This is a genomic window from Streptomyces lushanensis (assembly GCF_001700515.1).
GTDB lineage: Bacteria > Actinomycetota > Actinomycetes > Streptomycetales > Streptomycetaceae > Streptomyces > Streptomyces lushanensis.
The window spans coordinates 1-24,002 of record NZ_MAUD01000291.1 but is presented as its reverse complement, the minus strand read 5'-3'; the positions used below and the strand labels follow the sequence as shown (position 1 = coordinate 24,002).

Below are 24,002 nucleotides of genomic sequence, written 5' to 3'. Positions count from 1 at the left end.
GGAGACCGTCGCCGTGAAGCCTCGGTTCAAACGCCTCGGTCGCCACGGTCACCCCGTTCCTCACTGATCACCAGGCCCCCTTGACGACGACGACACTGGCGTCATCCCGCCGCACACCCGCTTCGCGGAGCAACTGGCCGGCCATGACGAGCGGTGAGTGGTGCAGCAGACCCGGCAGCGATCGCGGGTCCCAGCGTTCGGTCAGCCCGTCGGAGTGCATCACCAAGGCGCCGTGATCGGGGAGTTGTTCCTCGAACGTCCGTAGCCGCCGCATGTGAGCGCCGACGATTCCGGGGGCTGACAGCAGAGCCCTGCGGCCGTCGCCGGTGACGAGGAATCCGCTGACATTCCCAATGCCGCAGTACAGCAGCCGTCCCGCGTCGGGCTCGATCCGTGCCACGGCGACCGCACCGCCGCGCGTCTCGCGCAGCGCGAGGTGAACGGCGTTGAGGATGCCTGCCGGACTGAGATCCAGTGTGCTGTGGAACGCCTTGACCGCTGCCTGACTCGCGCGCGCCGCGAGAGGTCCGTGGCCCAGACCGTCACACAGCATGACCAGGACCACCGGGCGGTGTCCGCCGTCGGCAGCGGTACGGACCGCCCACGCGTCCCCGGACACACTCTCACCGCTGATGGGCCGGGTCACACCTGCGGCAGGAGACGCGCCCGGAGTGGCGACGACGACTCTGCCGTCCACGGCGCGTGGCCAGAACTGCGCGGTCATGACCGTTCCGCGGCCTGGAACGGAGTGCAGGTCGAAGTGGTCCGCGAGGCGGGAGACCGCACCCAGGCCGATGCCGAGAGTCCCGGCACTGGACGTTCCGTCGGCCAGGGAGGCGGGGACATCCCTCATCCCGGGTCCCGAGTCGACTGTGAGGAACTCCACCCCGGCCTCGCCCGCGTCACGCACCACTCGGAGCAGCAGCGCTCCGTCCACGGCGTGCCGCTGCACGTTGGTGGCGGCCTCGGTGACCGCGAGGGCGACCTCGGCCGCCCGGTGGCTGCTCAGCCCGAGGCGCCGGGCCAGCGCGGCAGCCGCGCCCCGGGCGGCCGCCGGCAGGGACGGACCGTCCCGGAACCAGGACACGTCCTCACCGTCCAGGATGGTGGTGGTACTCACCGCACCCACTTGATGATGGTCACGGCAGTGCCCTCGCCCGGTGCGGTGCGGAGCTGGAAGTCGTCGACGAGGCGCCGGGCGCCGCTGAGGCCCAGCCCCAGTCCGCCGCCCGAGGTCCAGCCGTCCGTCATGGCCTGCTCGACGTCGGAGATACCGGGGCCGGAGTCCTCGAAGACGGCGGCCACGCCACGCCTGCCGTCCACGCTGACCATGCCGGCGCTGACCGTGCCCCCGCCGCCGTAGGTCAGGGTGTTGCGTGCGAGCTCACTCGCCGCCGTGATCATCTTTGTCTGGTCGACCAAAGACAGACGGCACTGCTGGGAAAGCGCGCGGATGGCCTGGCGGATGTGAACGACGTCGCCGCTGCGCGCGATGGGATAAACCTGTGGCTCTTCTCCCGCCGACCAGGGCGCCGTCACCGCAAGGCCGAACTGGTGGGCCGGCTCAGCTTGGCCAACCCCTTCTCCAGATCCAGGGCCGTACTGACCCCGCCGAGTGAAAGGCCCAGCTCCACCAGCGTGATGGCCACGGCTGGACGCATTCCCACGACCACGGTCCTGGCGTCGAGCACGCGTGAGATGGCGGCCACCGTGGCGAGCATGCGCCCCACGAAGGAGTCGACGATCTCGAGAGCGCTGATGTCGATGATGACGCCCTGGGCCGACTTGGCCACGATCTGCTCGGCCAGATCCTCCTGGAGGTTCAGGACGGTCTGGTCCTCCAGATCGAACTGGACGGACACCACCAGGGTTTTTCCGATCCGCAGGATGGGGATGCGCTCTGTCACCGCTGCACGCCCTCGTGGGCGACCATGTCCACGCCGGACCTGCGCAGGGCCAGTTTGAGGGCGTCGGCCAGGCTGGCCTTCGTCACGATGCCGTCGAACTCGATGCCCAGCGCGACGATGGTCTGCGCGATCTGCGGGCTGATGCCGGACACGGTGCACTCCGCGCCCATCAGCCTGGCGGCGACAATGGTCTTGAGGAGGTGCTGGGCGACCTGCGTGTCCACCGCGGGAACGCCGGTGATGTCGATGATCGCCTGCTCCGAACCGGTGTCCACGAGCGCCTGGAGGAGTTTTTCCATCACCACCTGCGTCCGCGCCGAGTCCAGTGTGCCGACCAGAGGCACGGCGATGACGCCGTCCCAGAGCCGGACCACCGGGGTGGACAGTTCGAGAAGCTGCTCCGCCTGCGTGGTGATGAGTTCGTCGCGCGTCTGCGTGTAGGTCTCGATCGCGAAGAGACCCAGCCCGTCAAGTATGCGGCCGAGCTGCAGATAGGCCCGGATCGTTTCGGCGGAGCCGTTCTGCAGCACGGGCTCGAGAACTCGCTTCAGGGCGAAGACACTCATGGCGGTCTCGCTCGGCGAGAATCCCTGACGAGCCCTGTTCCTCGAAAGTTCCGTCAGCAGCGCTCGAACCTCGGACATCTGCTCCGAGTGGACGTCGACGGCGCCCTCCCGCAAAGCCTCACGCAACGCTCCGTGCAGCTCTCTGAGCTCACGATCGAGCTCGGCCACGCCGATTCGACCGCCCAACGACGTTGCCACCTCGCGCACCCATGACGCGGCCAGCTCCTCGCCCTCGACCGACAGGAGTCCCACCAGATCAACAGCGCTGTCTCGCTTCACCACTCTGGCGCTCCTTCGAAATTCATATTTCATGGCAGGGCTAGCCCGCGAAGCCTACGGCACGTGCCATGCGGACATTCACGGCGTCATGGCAGCCGCTGAAGACGCTTGTGAGCAGGCCTGCCCCGGCGGGCGGGAGGCGCGGGCGGGAGCCGATGGGGCAAGGCGCCCCTCTTGGACGGCGGCGCCGATCAAACAGGCCGGTATGCCAGGTGATCGCCAGTACGGGGACTGCCGCACCGCGTTTTCGTACCGCGCCTCGGCCTACCGAATACGTCGGCTGTTCGCCGTCCGCCGAACCCGACTCGTGGGCCCGTCCATCGCACCGGGATTCCAGGCGGCATCCCGGTCGTGGGGCCGCGCGTTGTTGATCAGCATGTTGTTTTCGGGTGACTACTCGGGCTTTCCGAGGGACCAGCCCGATACGTCCGCGAGCCGTCCCCGGTACAAGGGCATGACTACGGCCCTGCCGGCCCCGGTGGTGGTGGCGTTTCGCAGATGGATCCACTCAGGCATCCGCTGCGCCGTTTGCAGCCCCTGCTTCTCGACGACTGCTTGGTCCACCTGCTCGGGAAGACTCTCCAGGAGTTGCGCGCCTGGGCCGTCGACATCCCGCAGGTTGTGTTCCCAGGCGTTCTTCCATGCCTTGTGGGAGATCAGATCGCCGTGGAGAAAAACGCCGCCGACGAGGAGCGTGATCGGCAGCACCGCCTGTGCGTCCTGCCCGATCAGCCGTACCAGCATCTGGAGCTGGAGATCCGGCACCGGCTCGGTCACGAACGGTGCGGACGTCTGACGACGTGGATTCTGTTCAGCATTCACGCCAGGTACCCCATTCGGTGCCGTACTGGTGAAATCGGACTGGGTGACAAGGATTCACGAGGGAAGGAGGCCGGAGCGGAGCTTGGTGAGAGTGCGGGTGAGCAGACGAGAGACATGCATCTGGGACAGACTCAGTTCGCGGCCGATTTCCGCCTGGGTCATCTCCCGGCCGAAGCGCATCTCAATGATGGTCTGCTCCCGGTCGTCGAGCTGTCTCAGCAGGGGGCCGAGCACATACAGGTCTTCGAACAGCTCCAGCGCCGGATCGACATCACCCACGGTGTCCGCGTACTTCGGCCCGTCGTCGCCGTCGTCGTCACCGGCCGGGGTGTCGGTGGAGCCGGCCGCGTAGCCGTTCGCGGCGACAAGGCCCTCGACGATCTCGTCCTCGGTCAGCCCCAAGTGAGCCGCGAGCTCTTTCACCGTGGGTGTACGGCCCAGGGCGGGGACGAGGGCTTCCTTGCTCTTGGCGAGCTCGACGCGCAGTTCCTGCAGCCGCCGTGGGACGTGCACCGCCCAGGTGGTGTCACGGAAGAAGCGTTTGATCTCGCCGACGATGTACGGGACCGCGAACGAGGTGAACCCGACCTCGCGCGACAGGTCGAACCGGTCGATGGCCTTGATCAGGCCGATCGTGCCGACCTGCATGATGTCTTCCATGTCGCCGCTGCCCCGGTTGCGGAACCGGCGGGCCGCGAAGGTCACCAGGGACAGGTTCATCTCGATCAGCGTGTTGCGGGCGTACTGGTACTCACCGGTGCCCTCCTCCAGCGTCCGGAGCCGGTCGAAGAACAGCTTGGAGAGCGTGCGCGCGTCCCTGGGGGCGACCTTGCCCGCGTCCTCGATCCACGGCAGGTCAGCCGTGAACTCCGCTCTTCCCGTGCGGGTGGCAGTCGTTTCGGGAGCGTTGGCGGAGAACGTCACGGTGTCGCCTTTGGTCGGAAAGCCAGACGACCACCGACTGCCCGCCCTGGCCACCTTCATGTCTGCTGGGACCCACCCATCTCGGCAGGATGTTCCACAGGATGTTCCGACAGAGAGCATGCGGAACGGGACAGAGTTCCCCGGGATGGCCGAGCGGCCCCCTGACGGATGCGGGGAGTGCGGGCCCGGAAGGGTATTCCTGCCCGAAAGACCCTTCAAGGGTGGTTTGCCTATAATTGCGGTGTGCGCCGCACGGGCAACCGGGCGCGCGAGAACTCGACAGAAAGGCCCTTCTGATGTCGAAGAAGCGCGGTCACGCTCCGCAGGATGAAGGCCCGAGCCGGTTCCGAGGACGTGATCAGCACGGATGGTCGCCGGACGTGGACGAGAGCTCACAGCAGGACAACCCCAGCGCGCACCGCTCCTTCCACCCGGACCGGTACGCCCCGCAACCCGACGCGAGCCGCGAGCCCTCGCCCGAGGACAAGAAGCGGTCAACGGCGGGCACGCCGGTCGAAAGCCGTACCCGGCGCGGCGAGGAGCAAGCCGGAAAGTCCAAGAGCGAAGGCATGCACGACACCGGCCCCAAGGGACGCACCCGGCGCCCCAGCGGCAGCAAGGACGCTTCCGCCTACACCGGGGTGGACCCCCAGGAGCCGCGGGATCACAAGGACTCCCAGGACTGATTCTTCGGGAAGCCCGGGTGCGAGGGACTGATTCTTCGGGAAGCCCAGGTGTGAGCGTGACGTGGTCGGTTGCTCACCGCACGCGCGTCCTGTACTCGCTGTGGGGGGCGGTCCCGTAAGTGCTCCCACGATGTCCGAGTGTTTCCCGGCGTCCCCCGCCGTTGCGGAACGTCGCCTGGCGTCCTTCGCCGTTTCGGGTGGGTATGTAGTCGGAGACACGCACATCGCCTCGTGCCAGGTAGCCGGCGATCAGGCCCACCAGGCCCAGGACCGCCACCACGAGGAAAGCCCCGAAGCCGCCGAAATAGCCGGCGAAACCCAGTGCCAGGCCGGTCACGAGCCCCGCCACAGTCGTGTTCATCGCAGGCACCTTTCCTGTTGTCGTGTTTCTGCCCGTCGCAAGGTTGGACACGGAAATTCGGAAAGAGTCACATTTTTTGTTCTGGAAGCGGACAGTGGATGCGAAGCAGGGAAGACTTTCATCACCCCGGCGTGCGGCCCCGGGCCCTGCCGCCAGGTCTGACCAGCGTGCGGCCGAGCGGATCGGTGATCCCGGCGACGACCTCGGATTCCTGGACAGCGGGTTGTTGGCCGCCCGTGCCGCCGAAGGCGACGACGACGCGTTCGCCGTCCTGGTCCACCGCCACAGCGCGCCGCTGCTGGCCCTTGCCCACCACCTGCTGGGAAACCCCTCCGACGCCGAGGAGGCCGTGCAGGATGCCTTCATCAGCGCGTGGCGGCGCCTCCCGGAGTTCCGCGGGGACGCCGCGTTCCGCACGTGGATGTACCGCATTGTCACCAACCGGTGCCTCAACGTCCTGCGCGGGCAGGCGCCCACGGTGTCCTTGACCGCCGTTCCCGAACCGACGGCTCGTGACGCCGGTGGCGAGCCCGCCCGTGCCGCCGAAAGCGCCGCTGCCACCGCGGCGTTGGCTCAAGCGCTCCATGACCTCCGGCCCGGCCAGCGCGTCTGCTGGATCCTGCGGGAGCTGCACGGACTGTCGTACGAGGAGGTCGCACAGGTCCTGGGCGAGAGCGAACAGACCGTACGCGGCAGGCTCTTCCGGGCGCGGCGCACCCTGACGAGGGAGATGTCCTCATGGCGTTAGGGTCTTTCGGCGCAGGGCCGTCGCCGCGTACACGGCCGGACGAGAGCCCGGTCCGGCCATCGGCGTACGTTCGGTGACCGTCCCCGAGTGGTCCCGGGTCCTCGTCACACCGATCGTGGAAGAGGAGGGCGGGCGCGATTTCGTCCCACGACGAGGTGGTTCCATGGCCGTACCACGAACGGACAGACCGCGGTGCACGCTGGCGATTCCCGGTGTCTACGCTCCGCAGCACGACTCCCGCCTGCTGGTGCGGGCCATTCACCGGGAGGGCGTCGGGGCGGGCATGGACGTTCTCGACCTCGGTACCGGCACCGGGGTGCTGGCCCTGTGCGCGGCCCGGCTCGGGGCGCGGGTGACAGCCGTTGACATCTCGCGGCGGGCGGTGCTCTGTGCCCGTGTCAACGCCACACTGTCCCGTCAGCGGGTCACGGTGCGCCGCTGCGATGTGTCCGAGGTCGCGGTGTCGAACGGCGGGCGCTACGACGTCGTGCTCAGCAACCCGCCCTATGTCCCGACACCCCCGGCCGGACCGCTGCGGCACGGAGCCGCTCGTGCCTGGGACGGCGGACACGACGGGCGGGCCCTGGTGGACCAGGTCTGCGCCTGCGCCGCGAAGGCGCTTCGGCCCCGGGGTGTGCTGCTCATGGTCCACTCCGGGCTGTGCGGGACCGAGATCACGATTGACCGGCTGACGCGGGCCGGCCTGCGCGCGCGGGTCAGCGACCGCGTGCTGATCCCCTTCGGGCCGGTCATGCGTTCCCGACTGGCATGGCTGCGTGGACGAGGCCTGATGGACGAAGGACAGGACAAAGAGGAACTGGTGGTCATCCGTGCCGAACAACCCTGAACGTCCCCGCCGGATTCACCTCGAACGCAACGGTCCGATGCTGGTGGAAGGGCCGGTCACCGTCACGGGCGACGACGGTGTGACCGTCACCTCGGAACGCTTCATGGTGGCGGTGTGCACCTGCCGCCGCAGCCGCGCCTATCCATGGTGCGACACCAGCCACCGCCGCAGGGCGTCCGAGCCTCCCGTACCCTCCACCGGCCGGCCTGCCACCGCCCTTCGCGCCGACGGCGCCCACCCCGGCCGCGGCGACGACAAGGCCGGAGGCCCGGAATGACCGCCGCGCCGTACATCGAATCCCGGCTCACCCGCCCAGGACTGCCGACACCGCGCGGCGACCTGTCCGCGGCGGTACTGGCGTCCCTGCGCGACCGGGAGCGCACGCCACCCGGCCCGGAGGCGATGGCGCCCACGGCCGATCCGTACGGCGGGGATGTCCAGCTCGCGCTGTACGTACTGTACGAGCTGCACTACCAGGGGTTCGACGGCGTCGGCGACGACCGGGAGTGGGACCCGGACCTGCTGCGGCTCCGCGCCGACCTGGAGCGACGCTATCTGGACGCCCTGCGGGCGGACACACCGGGCGCCGACACCGCCGAGGCGGCCCTGGCGCGGATCCTGGTCGAGCCCGTCGACGACGGCACAGGCGTCAGCCACTATCTGCGGCGTGAGGGTCGGCCGGAAGAACTGCGCGAGTACGCGGCGCTGCGTTCCCTCTACCACCTCAAGGAGGCCGACCCGCACGCCTGGGTGATCCCGCGACTCCACGGGCGGGCCAAGGCGGCCATGGTGGCGGTCGAGTTCGACGAGTTCGGCGCCGGGCGCGCCGAGCACATCCACGCGCGCCTGTTCGCCGACCTGATGGATGATCTCGGCCTGGAGCACCGCTACGGCCGCTATGTGGACGAGGCTCCGGCCGAGGCGCTGGCTCCGGTGACGATGATGTCCCTGCTCGGACTGCACCGAGCCCTGCGGGGCGCCCTGGTCGGGCACTTCGCGGCCGTCGAGGTGACCTCCTCACCCGGTTCGCGCCGGCTGGCCGAGGCGATGCGCCGCACGGACGCCGGACCCGCCGCGCAACACTTCTACGACGAACACGTGGAGGCCGACGCCGTCCACGAACAGGTCGTCCGCCACGAGATCATCACCCCTCTGCTGGCGGACGAACCTCAACTGGAGCCGGACGTGGTTCTCGGTATCGAGGCCACGGGCCTGCTGGAGGACCGGCTCGGCGCGCATGTGCTGCGTGAGTGGCGGCGGGGACGGTCGGCACTGCGCCTCCCGCTGCGAGCGGCCGGCGACAGTGCGGGACAAGGCGCCGGGCGCTGGGCAACCTGACAGCGATGTGTCCGGCACACGCGCTCCGTCGAGCTGCGCGGTCGCGGCCCCGCCGGGGCCTCCGGCCGTTCGGACGGGGCTCCGGGCGGTGCCCGAACCCGAACCACTCCTCGCCGCGCCATGCGTCGCTGCCGTGATCAGTCACGTGTCTCATGTCACATTCCGGAATGTGAACAGAGGTGACCCGGAGGTGGCCCGCGTTCTAGCCTGGCTGACGCAGCTGGTTCGCCCTGCCCGCCAGGCAGAGGTGTCGTAAGAGGGAACCCGGTGGGAATCCGGGACTGCCCCGCAGCGGTGAGTGGGAACGACCGCCGTCATGAGCACTGGGCCCGGCCGGGTCTGGGAAGCGACGGCCAGTAGGAATCTGTTCCGGCAGATGTGCCCACGAGTCCGAAGACCTGCCCGTTGCCCGTACGCGAACGATCGCGTGCGGCCATCCCGGTGACCTCGTGGGCGGGTCGGCGTACATACCGGACGGACAGGCGCGCCATGGCGTGGAACTGGGCCGTCCGGTTCGTCACCTCTTCGCGCTCGCGTCCCGTCCCCGGGATTCAAGGAGACATCTCGCGAAGGAGATTTCCGTGACAGCGAAGTCCGCAGCCGCGGCGGCACAGGCCACCGTGTACGGCTACCCCCGCCAAGGCCGCAACCGGGAACTGAAGAAGGCCGTCGAGGGGTACTGGAAGGGCCGCGTCGGCGCCGACGCCCTCCGCGAAACGGCGGCCGGCCTGCGCCGGTCCAACTGGCGCCGGCTGGCGGACGCCGGTGTCCACGAGGTGCCGACCGGCGATTTCTCGTACTACGACCATGTCCTGGACACCAGCGTCATGGTCGGTGCCGTGCCCGAGCGGCACCGGGACGCCGTCACGGCCGACGCGCTCGACGGCTACTTCGCGATGGCCCGCGGCACCCAGGACGTGGCGCCGCTGGAGATGACCAAGTGGTTCGACACCAACTACCACTACCTCGTCCCCGAGCTCGGCCCCGACACCGTCTTCACCGCCGACTCCTCCAAGCAGGTCGCCGAGCTGAAGGAAGCCCTCGCGCTCGGTCTCACCGCCCGGCCGGTGCTCGTCGGCCCCGTCACCTATCTCCTGCTCGCCAAGCCCGCGCCCGGGGTGGCCGCCGACTTCGAACCGCTGACCCTGCTGGACCGGCTGCTGCCGGTCTACGCCGAGGTGCTCGCCGACCTGCGCGCCGCCGGCGCGGAGTGGGCCCAGCTCGACGAGCCCGCCCTCGTCCAGGACCGCACACCGGCCGAGCTGAACGCCGCCGCCCGCGCCTACCGCGACCTCGGTGGCCTCACCGACCGCCCCAAGCTGCTCGCGGCCTCGTACTTCGACCGCCTCGGTGAAGCCCTGCCCATCCTGGCGAAGGCACCGATCGAGGGCCTGGCACTCGACTTCACCGGCGCCGCGGCGGCCAACCTCGACGCCCTGGCCTCGGTGGGCGGACTGCCCGGCAAGCGCCTCGTCGCCGGTGTGGTCAACGGCCGCAACATCTGGATCAACGACTACGAGAAGTCGCTGTCCGTCCTCGGGACGCTCCTCGGCCTGGCCGGCCGGGTCGACGTGGCCGCCTCGTGCTCCCTGCTGCACGTCCCGATCGACACGGCCGCCGAACGGGACATCGACCCGCAGATCCTCCGCTGGCTCGCCTTCGCCCAGCAGAAGACCACCGAGATCGTCACTCTGGCCAGGGGACTGGCGCAGGGCACCGACACCATCGCCGCGGAGATCGCCGCCAACCGCGCCGACCTCGCCTCCCGGGCGAACTCCCCGATCACCCGCGACCCGGCCGTACGGGCCAGGACCGCCGCCGTCACCGACGCCGACGGCCGCCGCTCCCACCCCTACCCCGAGCGGGCGACCGCCCAGCGCGCCCACCTCGGACTGCCGCTGCTGCCGACGACCACCATCGGCTCGTTCCCGCAGACCGACGAGCTGCGTACGGCCCGCGCCGACCTGCGTACCGGACGTATCGACACCGCCGGATACGAGGAGCGCATCAGGGCCGAGATCGGCGAGGTCATCTCCTTCCAGGAGAAGACGGGCATCGATGTCCTGGTGCACGGCGAGCCCGAACGCAACGACATGGTGCAGTACTTCGCCGAACAGCTCACCGGCTGTCTGGCCACCCAGCACGGCTGGGTCCAGTCCTACGGAACCCGCTACGTCCGCCCGCCCGTCCTCGCCGGTGACATCTCCCGTCCCGAGCCGATGACGGTGCGCTGGACCTCCTACGCCCAGTCGCTCACCGAGCGCCCCGTCAAGGGCATGCTCACCGGGCCCGTCACCATGCTGGCCTGGTCCTTCGTCCGCGACGACCAGCCGCTCGGTGACACCGCCCGCCAGGTCGCCGTCGCGCTGCGCGACGAGGTCGACGACCTCGAGGCGGCGGGCACGTCCGTCATCCAGGTCGACGAGCCCGCCCTGCGTGAGACCCTTCCCCTGCGCGCCGCGGACCACGGCGCCTATCTGGACTGGGCCACCGAGTCGTTCCGCCTCACCACCAGTGGCGTACGCCCGGACACCCAGATCCACACCCATATGTGCTACGCCGAGTTCGGCGACATCGTCCAGGCCATCGACGACCTCGACGCCGACGTCATCAGCCTGGAGGCCGCCCGCTCCCACATGCAGGTCGCGCGCGAACTCGCCGAGCACGGCTACCCGCGCGAGGCCGGCCCCGGTGTCTACGACATCCACTCCCCGCGCGTGCCCGGCACGGACGAGGCGGCGGCCCTGCTCCGCAAGGGACTGGAGGCCATTCCGGCCGAGCGCCTGTGGGTCAACCCCGACTGCGGGCTGAAGACCCGCGGCTGGCCCGAGACCCGAGCCTCCCTGGAGAACCTGGTCACGGCGGCCCGCACCGTACGCGAGGAACTGCCCGCCTCCTGATTCCCCGACGGCCGGGACGGACACGAACGGTGTCCGTCCCGGCCGTCCCGCGTGGTCCCCCGCGTCGCGCCCCTGCCACGAGTCAGGTCTCTCCTCTCTCCCGGGCCCGGGAGGCATTCGCCGGCGGCGGGTCTCGTCGCTGTTGCGGACGCGGACGCCGGTGGTGCCGGGGGAAGTGGTGCGCCGGCCCCGGCCGCTGGGCCCGGCCCGAACGCTGAGGGCCTTCCTCGACAAGTACGGGGTGAGGCCGCGACCGCGCGGCCGTGGGAGGGGACCTTGTGGAACCGGACGACGACGATCTGCTGGTGCGCTCGGCGCGTGACCCCGTGGCCTTCGAGCCGCTGGTCGAGCGCCATGCCCACGTCCTGCACGGCTATCTGGCCCGCCGGGCGCCCGCCGTCGCGGACGACCTGCTGGCGGAGGTCTGGCTGCAGGCGTACACCAGCCGCACCACCTTCGACGCCACCCGTGGCACGGCTCGCACCTGGCTCTTCGGAGTGGCCAGGAACGTACTGGCCGCGCACTGGCGGCGCGGTGCGCCGGAACGGCCAGGGGCGGCCGGTGGCGACGACCACGCCGTCAGCGACCCGTGGCAGGCGGTGGACGAACGGCTGGACGCCGCCGCGGTCGCGCCCTCGATACGCCGTACCTTGGACCGGCTTCCGCACGTGGAGCGGGAATTGCTGCTGCTCATCGCCTGGGAGCAGCTCACCCCGACCGAGGCCGCGGCCGTGATCGGCATCCCGCCGGGCACCGCGCGGTCCCGACTGCACCGCGCCCGCGCACGGCTGCGCCAGGCGCTTGAACCGGCCACCGTACTTCCCCGGACAGGAGACTCCGCATGACCACGATCACTGACGATGACACACGCGACCTGGAGCCGGATTTCCTGGACTTCGCCGGTGCCGGGGCGCTGTGCGCGGCCGGGCGGGTGGATCCGGCGCAGGGGGCGGCTGTCGACGCCGCCCGGAGGGTCGTACGGGAAGCCGTGGCCCGGGACAGGGCCGATACGACCGGTGGGCGGGGCAGGCGCCGGCGCCGGTTCGCGGTGTCGGCGGTCGCCGTGGCCGCGGTGGCCGCGGGGGTCTTCGTCCTGCCGGTGACCGGGACGGACGGCGCGCCGCCGGCCGCCGGTGCGAACGCGGCGACCTTCCTGCGGGACGTCGCCGTCACGGCGGCGCAGAAGCCCGCCTCCCACGCCCGGTACTGGAAGGTGCGCGCGCGCTACACCATGAGCACGCGGCCGGGCCAGGAGCAGACGAACTGGTACAGCCGCACCTCCGTCACTCTCCTCAACCCCGGAGGCAGGGAGTCGAGCGTCTGCCACGGCGATTTCTGCACCTTCCGGTCGGCCGGACAGACGACCTGGTCGGTCGGGCGCGAGCGGGTCACCTGGGACGAACTCGCCGAACTGCCCACCGACCCGCAGGCCTTGAGGACCAGGCTCCTCAGCGGTTCCACCGACGGCGACCGCGCCCTCTACAACGGCATCGTGAGCCTCCTCACCACCGCACCGTCGGGACCGCACCTGCGCGCGGCCCTCTTCGAGATCCTCGCGGGCATGGACGGCGTACGGCTTCTCGGACCGGTGAAGGACAGCGAGGGACGGCGGGGCACCGCCGTGGAGTGGCAGGGCCCGTCCATGCACCACGTCCTCATCGTGGATCCGGCCGGCAGCACCGTCCTGGAGCACAGGGAGAAGGGCCACGGCGCCTTGAGGGACGCCCGGGGGACCACGACGTTTCTGTCGACGGGCCCGGCGCGGCAACTCGGCTGATCCGACGTCTCCGTCGTCGGTCCCCGCCGGCCCCGGCACGGGCGGCGCGCCTCGGGGAGCGTTCCCCCGCTGCCGGGTACCGCGAGCACAACGACGTCCCCGCCGTCGCCTATGCTGCCCGCTGGAACGGGGCCGAGCCGTCGGTGCCGCCGGTGAGGGGGAAGTATGGCCGACCTGCCCGTCCGTACCTCGTCGCGTCCCGCACGAAGTGCCGACGACGGCGGTACCGCGTCGCTGCTCGCACCGCCGAGGGAGGCGCCCCGGGATGCCGCACCGGATACCCGCGGCTCCCTGTGGTCCCTCGACGGGGTGATCCTGCTCGTCGAGGACGACGCGGGTGACGCGCTGCTGGTGGAGGAGATGCTCGCCGACAGCGATCTGGACTCCTCGCTCACCTGGTGCCGGTCACTGGCCGAGGGACAGCGTTTTCTCGTCGGCCGCACCACCCCGGTCTGTGTGCTGCTCGATCTCCACCTTCCGGACGCCCGTGGCGTCGACGCGGTCACCCAGATCCTCGCCACGGCGCCGGACGCCGCCATCGTCGTCCTCACCGGTCTGGCCGAGGGCGAGGCGGGGCTCGCGGCCGTGGCGACCGGCGCGCAGGACTATCTGGTCAAGGGACGGATCGACCCGGAGGCGCTGGGCAGAGCGGTCCGCTACGCCCTCCAGCGCAAGCAGGTCGAACGGACGGCGGCGGCGCTCCGCGCCAACGAGCTGATGGCCAAGGAGAACGCCCGGCTGGAACGCGGTCTGCTGCCGGTCCCGCTGCTGCGCGGCGACGATTTCGAGGCGACCGCGCGGTACGAACCGGGCCGCGCCCACGGCCTGCTGAGCGGCGACTTCTACGATGTCGTCCAGACCGCGGACGGCACGGTCCACGCGGTCATAGGGGATGTCTCCGGCCACGGTGCGGCGGAGGCCGCCCTCGGCGTCTGCCTGCGGGTCGCCTGGCGCACGGCCGTGCTCTGCGGGACGGAGGTACGGGACCTGGTCCCCCTCCTGGAGGAGATCCTCGTCGCGGAACGCTTCGACCAGCATGTCTTCGCCACGGTCAGCTCCCTCGTCTTCCCGCCCGGGGGGCACGAGGTCCGGGTCCTGCGCGCGGGCCACCCGGGACTGCTCGTACGCGACCGGGCCACGGTCCGCTGGGAGGAGCCGGGGGCCGGCATGGCCCTGGGGCTGCTGCCGGGTACGGGCCGGTGGACCGAGACCACCCTGCCGCTGCCGCCAGGAGGGCATGTGGTGGTGTTCACCGACGGCCTCTTCGAAGGGCGCACGGGACCGTCCGCCCGGCTCGGTGAGGAGGGACTGCTCGGCCTGGCCGGCGAGCACAGCACGCTCCCGCCGAGGGCCTTCGTCGACGCGCTGGTCGACGGGGCCGCCGAGCGAGCGGCTCCGTACGGCGGACTCGCGGACGATGTCGCGGTGCTGCACCTCGGCTGGGCGGGGCCGAGCGGCAGCACGGAGAAAATGGGACGACAGCGTACGGACCGGTGAGCGAGACATGGTGAGCGAGACGCCGCGCCCCCGTACGGCCCGGCACGCCACATCGGCCCGGCTCTCGGTGCAGGGCTGGGTCCAGCTGATCCTGGTGGCCCTGGTGCTGGTGGTGTGCGGCTGCACCGTCGCCGGCGGTGTGCTGCTGTCGCGGACCAACGACCGTACCAATGAGCTGGTCGACCACATCCAGCCCGCCCGTTCCACGGTGTTCCAGTTCCAGAAGTCCCTGCTCGACCAGGAGACCGGAGTACGGGGCTTCGTACTGACCGCCGACGCCTCGTTCCTCGCACCGTACGACCGCGGCCGTGAGGACGAGCGGCGGTTCGCCGCACGCGTCGATGCCGTCGTGGCGTCCAACCCCCTGTTCACCGCGGATCTCGAACGCATCACACGCGCGGCGCGGACATGGCGGGGCGAATGGGCGGAGCCGCTGATCGCGTCCGTACGCACCGGGGGCCCGGAGGCGGCCTCGGCGGCGCGGCTGGACGGCAGCAAGGAAGGCTTCGACGAACTGCGCCGTCTCTTCGCCGTGCAGCAGGACCATCTCGACACGGCCAGGGACCGGGCACGGACGGAGCTGAACGCCGCGCGGTCGCTGCGCGACACCGTACTCGTCGTGATCCTGGTCGTCTTCGTCCTCGCCGTGGTGGGCCTGGCCCTGCTTCTGCGGCAGATGGTCGGCCGTCCGCTCAACACCCTGCGGGCCGCCTCCGACGGCGTGCGCGCCGGGGCGTTCGACCGGCGCATCGAGGTCGGGGGGCCCGCCGACCTCCGGGCCGTGGCCGCGGCGGTCGAGGACATGCGCGGACGCCTCGCCGACGAGATCGCCGCGGGACGCTCGCGCGAAGCCGTGCTCGCGCAGCAGACCGAGGAACTGCGCCGCTCGAACTCGGAACTCGAGCAGTTCGCCTATGTCGCCTCGCACGACCTCCAGGAACCACTGCGCAAGATCGCCTCGTTCTGCCAGCTGCTGGAGAAGCGGTACGGGGCGGTACTGGACGAACGCGGCAAGCAGTACATCGACTTCGCCGTCGACGGCGCCAAGCGGATGCAGACCCTGATCAACGACCTGCTCACCTTCTCCCGGGTGGGGCGGGTGCACGACGCCTGGCAGACCGTGCGGCTGGACAAGGCCCTGGACCGCGCGCTGCACAATCTGGGCCTGGTGATCCAGGAAGCGGGAGCCACGGTCGTACGGGAGAACCCGCTGCCCGAGGTGAACGGTGATCCGACCACCCTCACCATGCTCTGGCAGAACCTCATCGGCAACGCCGTCAAGTTCCGCAGACACGACGTCCCCTGCCGGATCACCGTCGACTGCGTACGGCAGGACGACGAGTGGCGGCTGACCGTCGCGGACAACGGCATCGGTGTCGCGCCCGAGTTCGCCGAGAAGGTCTTCGTCATCTTCCAGCGACTGCACGGCAGGGACGAGTACGGGGGAACCGGGATCGGCCTCGCGCTGTCGCGGAAGATCGTCGAGTTCCACGGTGGCCGGATCCGGCTGGAGCCGGGCCCGGAGGGCGGCACCAGCATTCTCTTCACCCTGCCCGTCACCGCGGGCGGACCGGAAGCCTCCGAAGCGGCTCAGCCCTCCGAAGCGGTCCTCCGGTCCTCCGAAGCAGTCCGCCGGCCCTATGAAGCCACTCGGCCCTCCGAAGCGGCTCGGCCGCCCCTGGCATCCGAAAAACCCGAACCATCCGGTACATCGGCCCCATCGGGAGCCCCCGCGCCGTACGCGGCCGGGCGGACCGGCGAGGACGGCGTATCGGCCACGACCCCACCGGGAGCACCCTCATGAACCCCTCGACCGCCCCGAACAGCTCCTCCGGCGCGCACCTCGTCATGCAGCCGATCGAGGTCCTACTCGTCGAGGACGACGCGGGTGATGAGCTGATGACCCGCGAGGCGTTCGAGGACAACAAGATCCGCAACACCCTCCATGTGGCGCGCGACGGTGAGGAGGCCCTCGACTTCCTGTACCGGCGGGGCGCCCACCAGGACGCACCCCGGCCGGACCTCATCCTGCTGGATCTCAACCTGCCGAAGTACGACGGACGCCAGGTGCTCGAACGGATCAAGACCGATCCCGATCTCGCGCCGATCCCGGTCGTCGTACTGACCACGTCCTCCGCGGAGGAGGACATCCTGCGCAGCTACAAGCTGCACGCCAACGCCTATGTGACCAAGCCCGTCGATCTGGAGCAGTTCATCTCGGCGGTCCGCCAGATCGACGAGTTCTTCGTCACCGTCGTCCGGCTTCCCGGGCGCACACGACCGCCTCACTGACGATCTCCACATCCACATCCACATCCACACCCGCAGGCCGCATCCGCATCCGCACCCCGGGCCCGCGCCCGTCGCCGGTTTCCCGGTAATCGCGTATCCGGAAACAGGAAGCGCCGGCATGAGATGCGAACGCATGGCGGGGGAACTTCAGGGCACACGGTCTCCTGGAGGTTGATAACCATGGTTCCCCTGCTTCTCGTTCTTCTGCTCGCCCTGATCCTTTTCGGCGCGGGCTTCGCGCTCAAGGCCCTGTGGTGGATCGCGGTCATTATTCTTGTCGTCTGGCTGCTCGGATTCGTGATTCGCCCCGCAGCCACCGGTGGCCGGCGAAGCCGCTGGTACCGCTGGTAGACGCACTGTCCGACCGTGAGAAGGGTGGGGTGGGCCCGGACGACCGTCCGGGCCCACCCCACCCTTCTGTACGTTCCGGCGCGAGGGCATTCGGGCGACGCCCGCACCGGGTACTGAATACGGCCGGGGACGGCGGGCACACGAAGCCTGTGAACAGTTCGGAGAAGCCCGGCCGTGAAGATGTATTCCGGCCTGGAATCGCTACTGAAGGAGGTATTTCATGAGTGCGGATATGAGCGCGGCCATGTGGGGCTACCAGCCGACGACCGGTCACACCGCCGGGAGCAGCCTGGTCGGTTACAAGGTCGAGGCGACCGACGGGAGCATCGGCAAGGTCGACAAGCACTCCGACGACGTCGGCGCCGCGCACATCGTGGTCGACACCGGTGTATGGATCTTCGGCAAGCATGTCCTGCTGCCCGCCGGTCTTGTCAGCGGCATCGACACGGCCGAGGAGAGGATCTACATCGACCGGACCATGGAACAGATCAAGAACGCTCCCGAGTACGACAAGGACAAGCACAACGGGGACGCGGGCTATCACGACAAGATCAGCGGCTACTACGGAAGCCACCAGCGCTGACCGAACCGCACTGCGGGGCCGAGAGATCCGCAGGGTGCCGGGGAGGTAGAGTGCGCGGTTCGCTACCGAAGGGGTCACTGACGATGGCTACGTATGTGCTGATTCCCGGTGCCGCGTCAGGCCCGTGGTACTGGCACCTGCTGGAGGGCGAGCTGCGCGGGCGCGGCCATGACGTGGTGGCGGTGGACCTGCCGTGCGACGACGACTCGGCCGGGCTGGCCGAGTACGCCGACACCGTGGTCGGCGCCGTCGGTGATCGCGCCGACCTGATCGTGGTGGCGCATTCCTTCGGTGGGTTCACCGCCCCGCTGGTGTGCGACCGGGTGCCAGTGGACCTGCTGGTGATGGTGCAGGCACAGATCCCGGCCCCGGGCGAGAGCCCGGGCCAGTGGTGGGCCAACACGGGCTACGAGCAGGCCAGGCGCGAACAGGACGAACGCGACTGCCGGGGTCCCGACGACGCCGACGACACCGCCCTGTTCCACCATGACACCCCGCCCGCGCTGGCCGCCGAGGTCAAGAACCACACGCGCGCGCAGTCGGCCACCCCGTTCATGAAGCCATGGCCACTGGCCGCCTGGCCGAATGTGCCCACGAGGTTCCTCCTGTCCCGGGACGACCGCTTCTTCCCCGCCGCGTACATGCGCCGGATCGTGCGGGAACGCCTCGGGATCACCCCCGACGAACTGCCCGGCGACCACTGCCCCATGCTCGGTCACCCCACAGAACTGGCCGACCGGCTGGAGGCGTACCGCACGGGAGCGTGACAGCCACCCGGCCGTACGCCACGCGTGCCACGCCACGGCCCCCCTGTCGCGCAACGCCACGCCGCCACGCCGACGCCGGACCGCCGCGGTGGCCGGACCGCCGTGTGGCCCGGCCGGGCGGGGCAGCGCGTGTGCCCCCTGGCGGACCTTCTCCGTCGCGCCCTAGGATCCCCCTGCTTCGGACTGAAACCGCAGTGACAATTGAAGGCGCGCGACTGACCGCAACCCGCTTCGCCCAGGAAGGCCGTCCATGCGCCAGCCCTTTGCCCTTCGCACCGTGCTCACCACGGCAGCCCTCGGTCTCGCCCTCGTCGGCGCGCCCGCTGTCGCCCAGGCCCAGCCCGTCCCCGGGACGAGCGCGCCCGTCAAGGTCTCTCTCACGGTCCAGGGCCCCGACGGGCTGCTGTTCAAGGGGAAGATCAGGACGAAGGGACACGACGTCACCACCGCCACCGGCGGTACGCACACCTGCGACGGGACCAACGGTGGCGCGAACGCGACCGCGGTGCCCACCCCGACCGCCGCGCTCGACGACGCCGCCCGCGAGCGGGGCTTCACCTGGGACGGCACCTGGTACGCGTCCTTCGACGACTTCTCCGTCGACACCATCAAGCAGGTCAGCGGTGGGGGAGTGGCCTACTGGAACATCTCCGTGAACGGCACGCCCACACCGGTGGGCGGCTGCCAGTTCAAGCTGAACGCCGGTGACCGGGTGGCGTTCACCTGGACCGCCTTCTAGGGACTGCCGGGGGAGGAGCGCCGGGTCCGCGCTCCACTGAGAAGCCGCGGATGCGGGTCCGTGCCGTCGTACGGCGCGGACCCGCACCCGGGAGGGTCAGGCGCCCCAGCGCAGGGCGATCGTGTCGCCCGTGTTGATCACCTTGTCGCGGGCCGCGCCCGCGAAGGCGGAGCCGTCGACGCCGACCTTCCAGGTCGAAGTTCCGCTGTTGGCCTTGCCGTTGATCGCGGTGATGGTGCCCGTCCCGGACGACGGGGTGACGCTTGTCACGCAGCCGGCCGGGGTGGCGGCGGTGGTGGCGGCCGTCAGGATGTCGCCGAGGGTGGCCGTGGTGCCCGTGGGGGTGAAGGCCACGGAGCAGACCTTGAGTCCGCCCGCGCCGTCGTCGACCGTGACGCCCAGCGTGGTCGCCGTACCGGCGGTGAAGGTGCTCTGGGCGGCCCACTGCGGGGCGCCGGCGGTGACGGGGACGGGAGGGGCGGAGGTGAAGCCGCCGCCCGCCACCGCGCGCAGTCCGTCGATGGACGCGTAGGCGGAGGGGGAGGTGTCACCGGGGAGGTAGCGGAAGCCGCCGCCGGGGTTGAACTGCTGGGCGATCAGGAAGTTCACCGGGGTCCTGCCCAGGGGAGTGAGGAAGTCGCCGGTCTGCGGGTTGATGCCGCAGGCGTTGAGCCCGGAGACGGCCCAGCCGTTGGAATCGGTGTTGGCACCGAACACGGCGTTGAAGGCGCCGGAGTTGTTGACGAGTTTGCTCTTGAGGAATGCCTTGGCCTGGGTGATGTCCGAGTCGGTGTTGGGCACTCCGGAGGCGCAGAGGGCGGCCATGGACGCGCCGGTCATGTCGATGTCGCTCACGGCGGCCAGCTGGGCCGGGTTGCCCTCGGCCTTGCTGTAGTTCCACCCGCCGTCGTTGTGCTGGTTGGCCCGTATCCGGGTGACCATAGCGTCCAGGAGGGCCTGGGGCACCCGCTGGGCGCCCGACTGCGTTCTGGCCCCGCCGAGGGCGAGCGCGGCGAAGACCGTGCCGTTGTAGTTGGCCGACGGCCCGAAGTAACCGGCCTCCGCCGTCTGCCAGTAGCCGTAGATGTTCGCGATGAGATTGCGGGAGGCGGACACGCGCGCGGGGTCGATCCCGGCCGCGTAGGCGTTGAGCGTGCCGCGTTCGTAGTCGGTGACCACGGGTGAGGCGGACGGCCAGCCGGCCGTGGACAGGAGATTGCGGTAGACGGTACGGGCGTTCTTGGTGACGTCTGCGCCCGGGGTGACGTCCACGGCGGCCGTGCCGGCGGCGGCGAGGGCGCTGAACGCCCACTCGTTGGACAGACCGGCGCCCGCGTAAGAACCGTCGGCGGCCTGGAGCGACTTGAGGTAGGCGACACCGTTGGTCTTCGAGGTGGCGATCTGCGCGGGAGTGGAGGTCGCGGCGGCGGGCAGCACCGTCAGCGCGAGAGCCCCCAGCGCCGCGGGGACGGCGAGAGCGATGCGGCGGGAGGTGAGAGAACGGGACATGGCCTGCTCCTGGGATGAGGGACGCCGGCCGGGCACGCCGTCCTCGCGGCCGGAGCACCGGAGACGGGCGGGGCCGCCGTCCGAACGCGTGGTACGGCTTCCTGGGACTCGCTGCCGTATGGGCATTCGGGCTCGGAACGGCCCCCTGCCGTCCCATACCGCTGCGCGTCAGCCCCGGATTCGCACCGGGTTCCCCCACATGGCAGCCCCGGACGCTACCCGAGGGATCACCGGTCCGCCAGACGCCACGGCCGCCGCCGGCCGCAGGAGGGGCTGACGCGGTTCATGCCTCCTTGACGCTGTCTTCACAGGCGTGTTCCAATCCGGCTGATAAGCAAACAGCCCCAGGGGAAGCCGGTCGGAATCCGGCGCTGACCCGCAACCGTAGGCCCGGCGCAGCCCGGGCGAGCCGGAATGCCTGGAGCAGTGGATCAGCGAGAGACGCCGTCGCGGACTACGGCGTGGTTCGATCGGCCTCCCCACGGAACACGCCGTGCGGCGGGGTCTTTTCGCCACGCGCGAGCCGCCCGGACGACACGAGGGGCCGTGGTGGGGACCGCACAGCAAGCAGACCGGCGTACGGGACACCGAAGACTGCTGTCGCTGATATCGGCGGCCCTTCTCGTCCTCGGCGCCGCCGTGGCGTTCGTCACGGGAACAACCCCCGCGTCGGCGGACCCCGTCGGGGACTGCACGGCCACCAGGGGCGCGATCGTCGCCGTCGACTTCGGGCCCTTCGGCGGCACGGTCCAGCGGGGCTGCGACACCACCCCCACCACCGGCTACGAACTCCTCCACGAGGGCGGGTTCACCACGGCGGGCACCGAGCACGACGGTCCCGCCTTCATCTGCCGCATCGGTTCCGGATCCTTCAACTCCGGTACGGAGTACCCGACTCCGGACAAGGAGGACTGCGTACTGACCCCCCAGGCCACCGCCTACTGGTCGTACTGGATCGCCTCGCCCGGACAGGACGAGTGGTCCTACAGCCCGCTCGGGGCCATGGACCGCAGGCCCGGGGCGGGCGATGTCGACGCGTGGGTGTTCGGCGGCACGGACGTCGGCGGCACCACCGGCAGGCCCACCTTCACTCCCGACCAGGTGCGTGCCGCCGGCGGCGGCACGCCCGAGCCCAGCGGCCCCCCGACACTTCCCGCGGGAGAGGTGGATGTCCCCGCCGCCGCCCGGTGGCTGACGGGCCGGCTCACGGACGGCGAGCGGATCGTCGACGAGGGCGCCGACAGCCCGAACCATCCGCTGACGACCGAGGCCGCCTACGCCCTCGCCGCGTCCGGCGGCAGGAGCGCGACCCTCGACAAGATCACGGCGTTCCTCACGGCCCATACCGACGTCTACGCCTACCCCGGCGGCGCGGACGCCCCGCCGGACGCGCCCGCCGCCGCCCGCCTGGCCCTGCTCGCCGAGATCACCGAAGGCGACCCGCGTGCCTTCGGAGGCCATGACCTGCTCGGCGATCTGGTGAAGAACGTCTGCGCGGCCGGCCCCGAGTCCGGCGGTCCGACACCGGGCTGCACGGCCAAGGGCGACTTCGTCGGCGCCTCGTACGCCGACGGGCAGGCACTGGCCGTACTGGCTGTGGTGCGCGGCGGTGTCCGGCCCCCGGCCGGGACCGTGGAGCGGCTGACCCAGCTCCAGTGCCGGGACGGCGGAATCACCAGCATCCTGATCCGTCCCGGCGAGTACTGCGACGGCGATCCGGCCACCACCGGTCTTGTCGCTCTCGTCCTGAACAAGGCGGGCGGCCAGGCCGACGCCGTCGCCAAGGCCCGCGCGTATCTGAAGAAGACCCAGCGCCAGGACGGCGGTTTCCCCGGCTACACGGGCTCCGCCACCGCCGGCGTGACCGCCACGGCCTACGCGGCCCAGGCGCTGCGCGTCCTCGGCGACACGGCCCAGGCGGACGCCGCCGTCTCCTGGCTCTCCACACAGCAACTCCCGGACGGGGGCTTCGGATTCGAGGAAGGGGCCTCGGACGCGGCCCTCTATCCGACCGCCCCCGCCGTACTCGCCGGCGCGGACACCAGCCTGGTCGACCTGACCACCGAGCGGCCCGGACCGAGCGAGCCGCCGACGTCCCCGCCGGCATCCCCTTCCCCCACCGCGCCCGGCGCGGGCCCCGACCTGAAGAAGGGCGTCGCGTACCTGACCAGCCCGGCGAACCTCGAGCAGGGGCGGTACTACACGGCCGGCGGCGGCCGGGCGGACTTCGGTCTCACCATCGACGGCGCCTTCGCCCTGGCCGCGACCGGCCACGACAACAACGCCCTGCGCGCCGTCGTCGACTTCCTCGACAAGGGCGGCGAGGACCCCGAGGGCCGTACGGTGCACGACTGGACGAGCGTCGGCACCAAGTACGCCGCGGGCGGGTCGATCGGCAAGACCGCCCTCCTCGCCGAGACCGTCGGCCGGGACCCCCGCGACTTCGGCGGCCGGGACCTGATCGCCGCTCTCGGCACCGCGGTGTGCCGGACACCGTCCCGGGCACCGGACCGGAGCTGCCCGGCCAAGGGCGCCTACACCTATGCCCCGTCCGTCTTCGCCCAGTCCCTGGGCGTGCTGGCCCAGTTGAGGGCCGGGGAGAAGGACGCGGCCCGGGAGCCCGTCGCGTTCCTGGAGAGCCTCCAGCATCCCTCCGGCGCCTGGCCCAGCCTGATCCCGGCGACGGGCGACTCCGACGTCGACTCCACCGCCATGGCCGCGATGACCCTGGACCTGGTGGCGGACGAGAAGGCCCGGACCGGGGTGGACAAGGCTCTGGCCTGGATCGCGGGCGAGCAGTTGCCGGACGGCGGCTTCCCCGGCGCGGCCGGCAACTCGGTGAACTCCGCGGCGCTCGCGGTCCAGGGGCTCTCCCTGGACGCGCCCAGGTACAGCGCGCGGATCGCCAAGGCCCTCGGGTTCCTCGCCTCCCAGCAGAACACCGACGGCGGCTTCAACGTCGCGAAGGAAGGCCAGCGCGGCTCGGACATACGTGCCTCCACCCAGGCCGTCGGCGGCGCCACCGGCGTCTCCTTCGGGGTGCTCACCCGGAGCCTCACCGGCACCACGCCCCGGCCCATCCCCGCCCCGTCCTCCTCCGGTCCGGTGA

At 70.7% G+C, this 24,002-nt stretch carries 24 protein-coding genes and 2 riboswitches; of the genes, 16 read left to right on the top strand and 8 right to left on the bottom strand.

Translation table 11 applies throughout. The annotated features are described in order from the left end of the window. Positions 1-67: 67 nt before the first annotated feature. The 6 genes from BFF77_RS22890 to BFF77_RS22865 form a co-directional block, all read right to left on the bottom strand. Complete coding sequence (locus BFF77_RS22890) at positions 68-1,129, bottom strand: ATP-binding protein (RefSeq protein WP_066952897.1); 1,062 nt, start codon at positions 1,127-1,129, stop codon at positions 68-70. Next, positions 1,117-1,539 (bottom strand): ATP-binding protein, encoded by a 423-nt coding sequence (locus BFF77_RS22885; protein ID WP_066952895.1) that lies wholly within the window; start codon positions 1,537-1,539, stop codon positions 1,117-1,119. The genes BFF77_RS22890 and BFF77_RS22885 overlap by 13 nt, the downstream gene beginning before the upstream one ends. Next, positions 1,536-1,907, bottom strand: a complete 372-nt coding sequence (locus BFF77_RS22880; RefSeq protein ID WP_066952893.1) for an STAS domain-containing protein — start codon at positions 1,905-1,907, stop codon at positions 1,536-1,538. Before BFF77_RS22880 ends, BFF77_RS22885 begins: the two co-directional genes overlap by 4 nt. Next, positions 1,904-2,755: an STAS domain-containing protein gene (locus BFF77_RS22875; protein ID WP_066952892.1), complete on the bottom strand. Its 852-nt coding sequence runs from the start codon at positions 2,753-2,755 to the stop codon at positions 1,904-1,906. Before BFF77_RS22875 ends, BFF77_RS22880 begins: the two co-directional genes overlap by 4 nt. Before the next feature lie 390 nt (positions 2,756-3,145). After that, positions 3,146-3,529, bottom strand: a complete 384-nt coding sequence (locus BFF77_RS22870; protein ID WP_425424417.1) for a hypothetical protein — start codon at positions 3,527-3,529, stop codon at positions 3,146-3,148. Positions 3,530-3,628: 99 nt separating this feature from the next. Continuing rightward, on the bottom strand, positions 3,629-4,498 hold the full coding sequence (locus tag BFF77_RS22865; protein WP_066952887.1) for a SigB/SigF/SigG family RNA polymerase sigma factor: 870 nt from the start codon (positions 4,496-4,498) through the stop codon (positions 3,629-3,631). A gap of 380 nt (positions 4,499-4,878) precedes the next feature. Between BFF77_RS22865 and BFF77_RS22860 the strand changes: the two genes are divergently transcribed. Continuing rightward, positions 4,879-5,184: a hypothetical protein gene (locus BFF77_RS22860; protein ID WP_342671254.1), complete on the top strand. Its 306-nt coding sequence runs from the start codon at positions 4,879-4,881 to the stop codon at positions 5,182-5,184. 73 nt (positions 5,185-5,257) lie between these two features. Here BFF77_RS22860 and BFF77_RS36305 read toward each other — a convergent pair whose 3' ends face one another. Then, the gene (locus tag BFF77_RS36305) at positions 5,258-5,545 is read right to left on the bottom strand and encodes a hypothetical protein (RefSeq protein WP_066952883.1); all 288 of its coding nucleotides are present in this window, start codon (positions 5,543-5,545) and stop codon (positions 5,258-5,260) included. A 181-nt stretch (positions 5,546-5,726) separates the two neighbouring features. Between BFF77_RS36305 and BFF77_RS22850 the strand changes: the two genes are divergently transcribed. The 14 genes from BFF77_RS22850 (at position 5,727) to BFF77_RS22785 (ending at position 19,384) form a co-directional block, all read left to right on the top strand. After that, positions 5,727-6,293 carry an RNA polymerase sigma factor gene (locus tag BFF77_RS22850; RefSeq protein ID WP_079125399.1) on the top strand — a complete coding sequence of 189 codons (567 nt, stop codon included), beginning with the start codon at positions 5,727-5,729 and terminating at the stop codon, positions 6,291-6,293. A 163-nt stretch (positions 6,294-6,456) separates the two neighbouring features. Continuing rightward, positions 6,457-7,140, top strand: coding sequence for a HemK2/MTQ2 family protein methyltransferase (locus BFF77_RS22845; RefSeq protein ID WP_066952882.1), 684 nt, complete (start codon positions 6,457-6,459; stop codon positions 7,138-7,140). Beyond that, a complete protein-coding gene (locus BFF77_RS22840; RefSeq protein ID WP_066952880.1) occupies positions 7,124-7,417 on the top strand; it encodes a CDGSH iron-sulfur domain-containing protein in 294 nt (97 codons plus the stop codon). The genes BFF77_RS22845 and BFF77_RS22840 overlap by 17 nt, the downstream gene beginning before the upstream one ends. Continuing rightward, on the top strand, positions 7,414-8,478 hold the full coding sequence (locus BFF77_RS22835; RefSeq protein ID WP_066952878.1) for an iron-containing redox enzyme family protein: 1,065 nt from the start codon (positions 7,414-7,416) through the stop codon (positions 8,476-8,478). The genes BFF77_RS22840 and BFF77_RS22835 overlap by 4 nt, the downstream gene beginning before the upstream one ends. A gap of 204 nt (positions 8,479-8,682) precedes the next feature. Then, positions 8,683-8,898, top strand: a riboswitch (cobalamin riboswitch). A 161-nt stretch (positions 8,899-9,059) separates the two neighbouring features. Beyond that, complete coding sequence (gene metE / locus BFF77_RS22830; protein WP_066952877.1) at positions 9,060-11,378, top strand: 5-methyltetrahydropteroyltriglutamate--homocysteine S-methyltransferase; 2,319 nt, start codon at positions 9,060-9,062, stop codon at positions 11,376-11,378. A 278-nt stretch (positions 11,379-11,656) separates the two neighbouring features. After that, complete coding sequence (locus BFF77_RS22825) at positions 11,657-12,223, top strand: RNA polymerase sigma factor (RefSeq protein ID WP_066952875.1); 567 nt, start codon at positions 11,657-11,659, stop codon at positions 12,221-12,223. Beyond that, entirely contained in the window at positions 12,220-13,155 is a 936-nt protein-coding gene (locus BFF77_RS22820) for a CU044_5270 family protein (RefSeq protein ID WP_066952873.1), read from the top strand. Before BFF77_RS22825 ends, BFF77_RS22820 begins: the two co-directional genes overlap by 4 nt. A gap of 165 nt (positions 13,156-13,320) precedes the next feature. Continuing rightward, the gene (locus BFF77_RS22815) at positions 13,321-14,652 is read left to right on the top strand and encodes a PP2C family protein-serine/threonine phosphatase (RefSeq protein ID WP_079125395.1); all 1,332 of its coding nucleotides are present in this window, start codon (positions 13,321-13,323) and stop codon (positions 14,650-14,652) included. Between the two features lie 7 nt (positions 14,653-14,659). Next, entirely contained in the window at positions 14,660-16,456 is a 1,797-nt protein-coding gene (locus BFF77_RS22810; RefSeq protein ID WP_066952871.1) for a sensor histidine kinase, read from the top strand. A 44-nt stretch (positions 16,457-16,500) separates the two neighbouring features. Further along, entirely contained in the window at positions 16,501-16,944 is a 444-nt protein-coding gene (locus tag BFF77_RS22805) for a response regulator (RefSeq protein ID WP_066952916.1), read from the top strand. A gap of 180 nt (positions 16,945-17,124) precedes the next feature. Then, positions 17,125-17,295, top strand: coding sequence for a hydrophobic protein (locus BFF77_RS22800; RefSeq protein ID WP_066952869.1), 171 nt, complete (start codon positions 17,125-17,127; stop codon positions 17,293-17,295). A gap of 232 nt (positions 17,296-17,527) precedes the next feature. After that, on the top strand, positions 17,528-17,878 hold the full coding sequence (locus BFF77_RS22795; protein WP_066952867.1) for a PRC-barrel domain-containing protein: 351 nt from the start codon (positions 17,528-17,530) through the stop codon (positions 17,876-17,878). 83 nt (positions 17,879-17,961) lie between these two features. After that, complete coding sequence (locus BFF77_RS22790; protein WP_066952865.1) at positions 17,962-18,645, top strand: alpha/beta hydrolase; 684 nt, start codon at positions 17,962-17,964, stop codon at positions 18,643-18,645. Positions 18,646-18,895: 250 nt separating this feature from the next. Beyond that, on the top strand, positions 18,896-19,384 hold the full coding sequence (locus BFF77_RS22785; protein ID WP_066952863.1) for a DUF4430 domain-containing protein: 489 nt from the start codon (positions 18,896-18,898) through the stop codon (positions 19,382-19,384). A 96-nt stretch (positions 19,385-19,480) separates the two neighbouring features. Here the strand turns inward: BFF77_RS22785 and BFF77_RS22780 are convergent, their stop codons facing one another. Beyond that, positions 19,481-20,893 carry a prenyltransferase/squalene oxidase repeat-containing protein gene (locus BFF77_RS22780; RefSeq protein WP_066952861.1) on the bottom strand — a complete coding sequence of 471 codons (1,413 nt, stop codon included), beginning with the start codon at positions 20,891-20,893 and terminating at the stop codon, positions 19,481-19,483. 120 nt (positions 20,894-21,013) lie between these two features. Then, positions 21,014-21,089: riboswitch (cobalamin riboswitch) on the bottom strand. 353 nt (positions 21,090-21,442) lie between these two features. Between BFF77_RS22780 and BFF77_RS22775 the strand changes: the two genes are divergently transcribed. Beyond that, the coding region (locus tag BFF77_RS22775) for a prenyltransferase/squalene oxidase repeat-containing protein (protein WP_066952914.1) at positions 21,443-24,002 on the top strand (2,560 nt) is incomplete at its 3' end.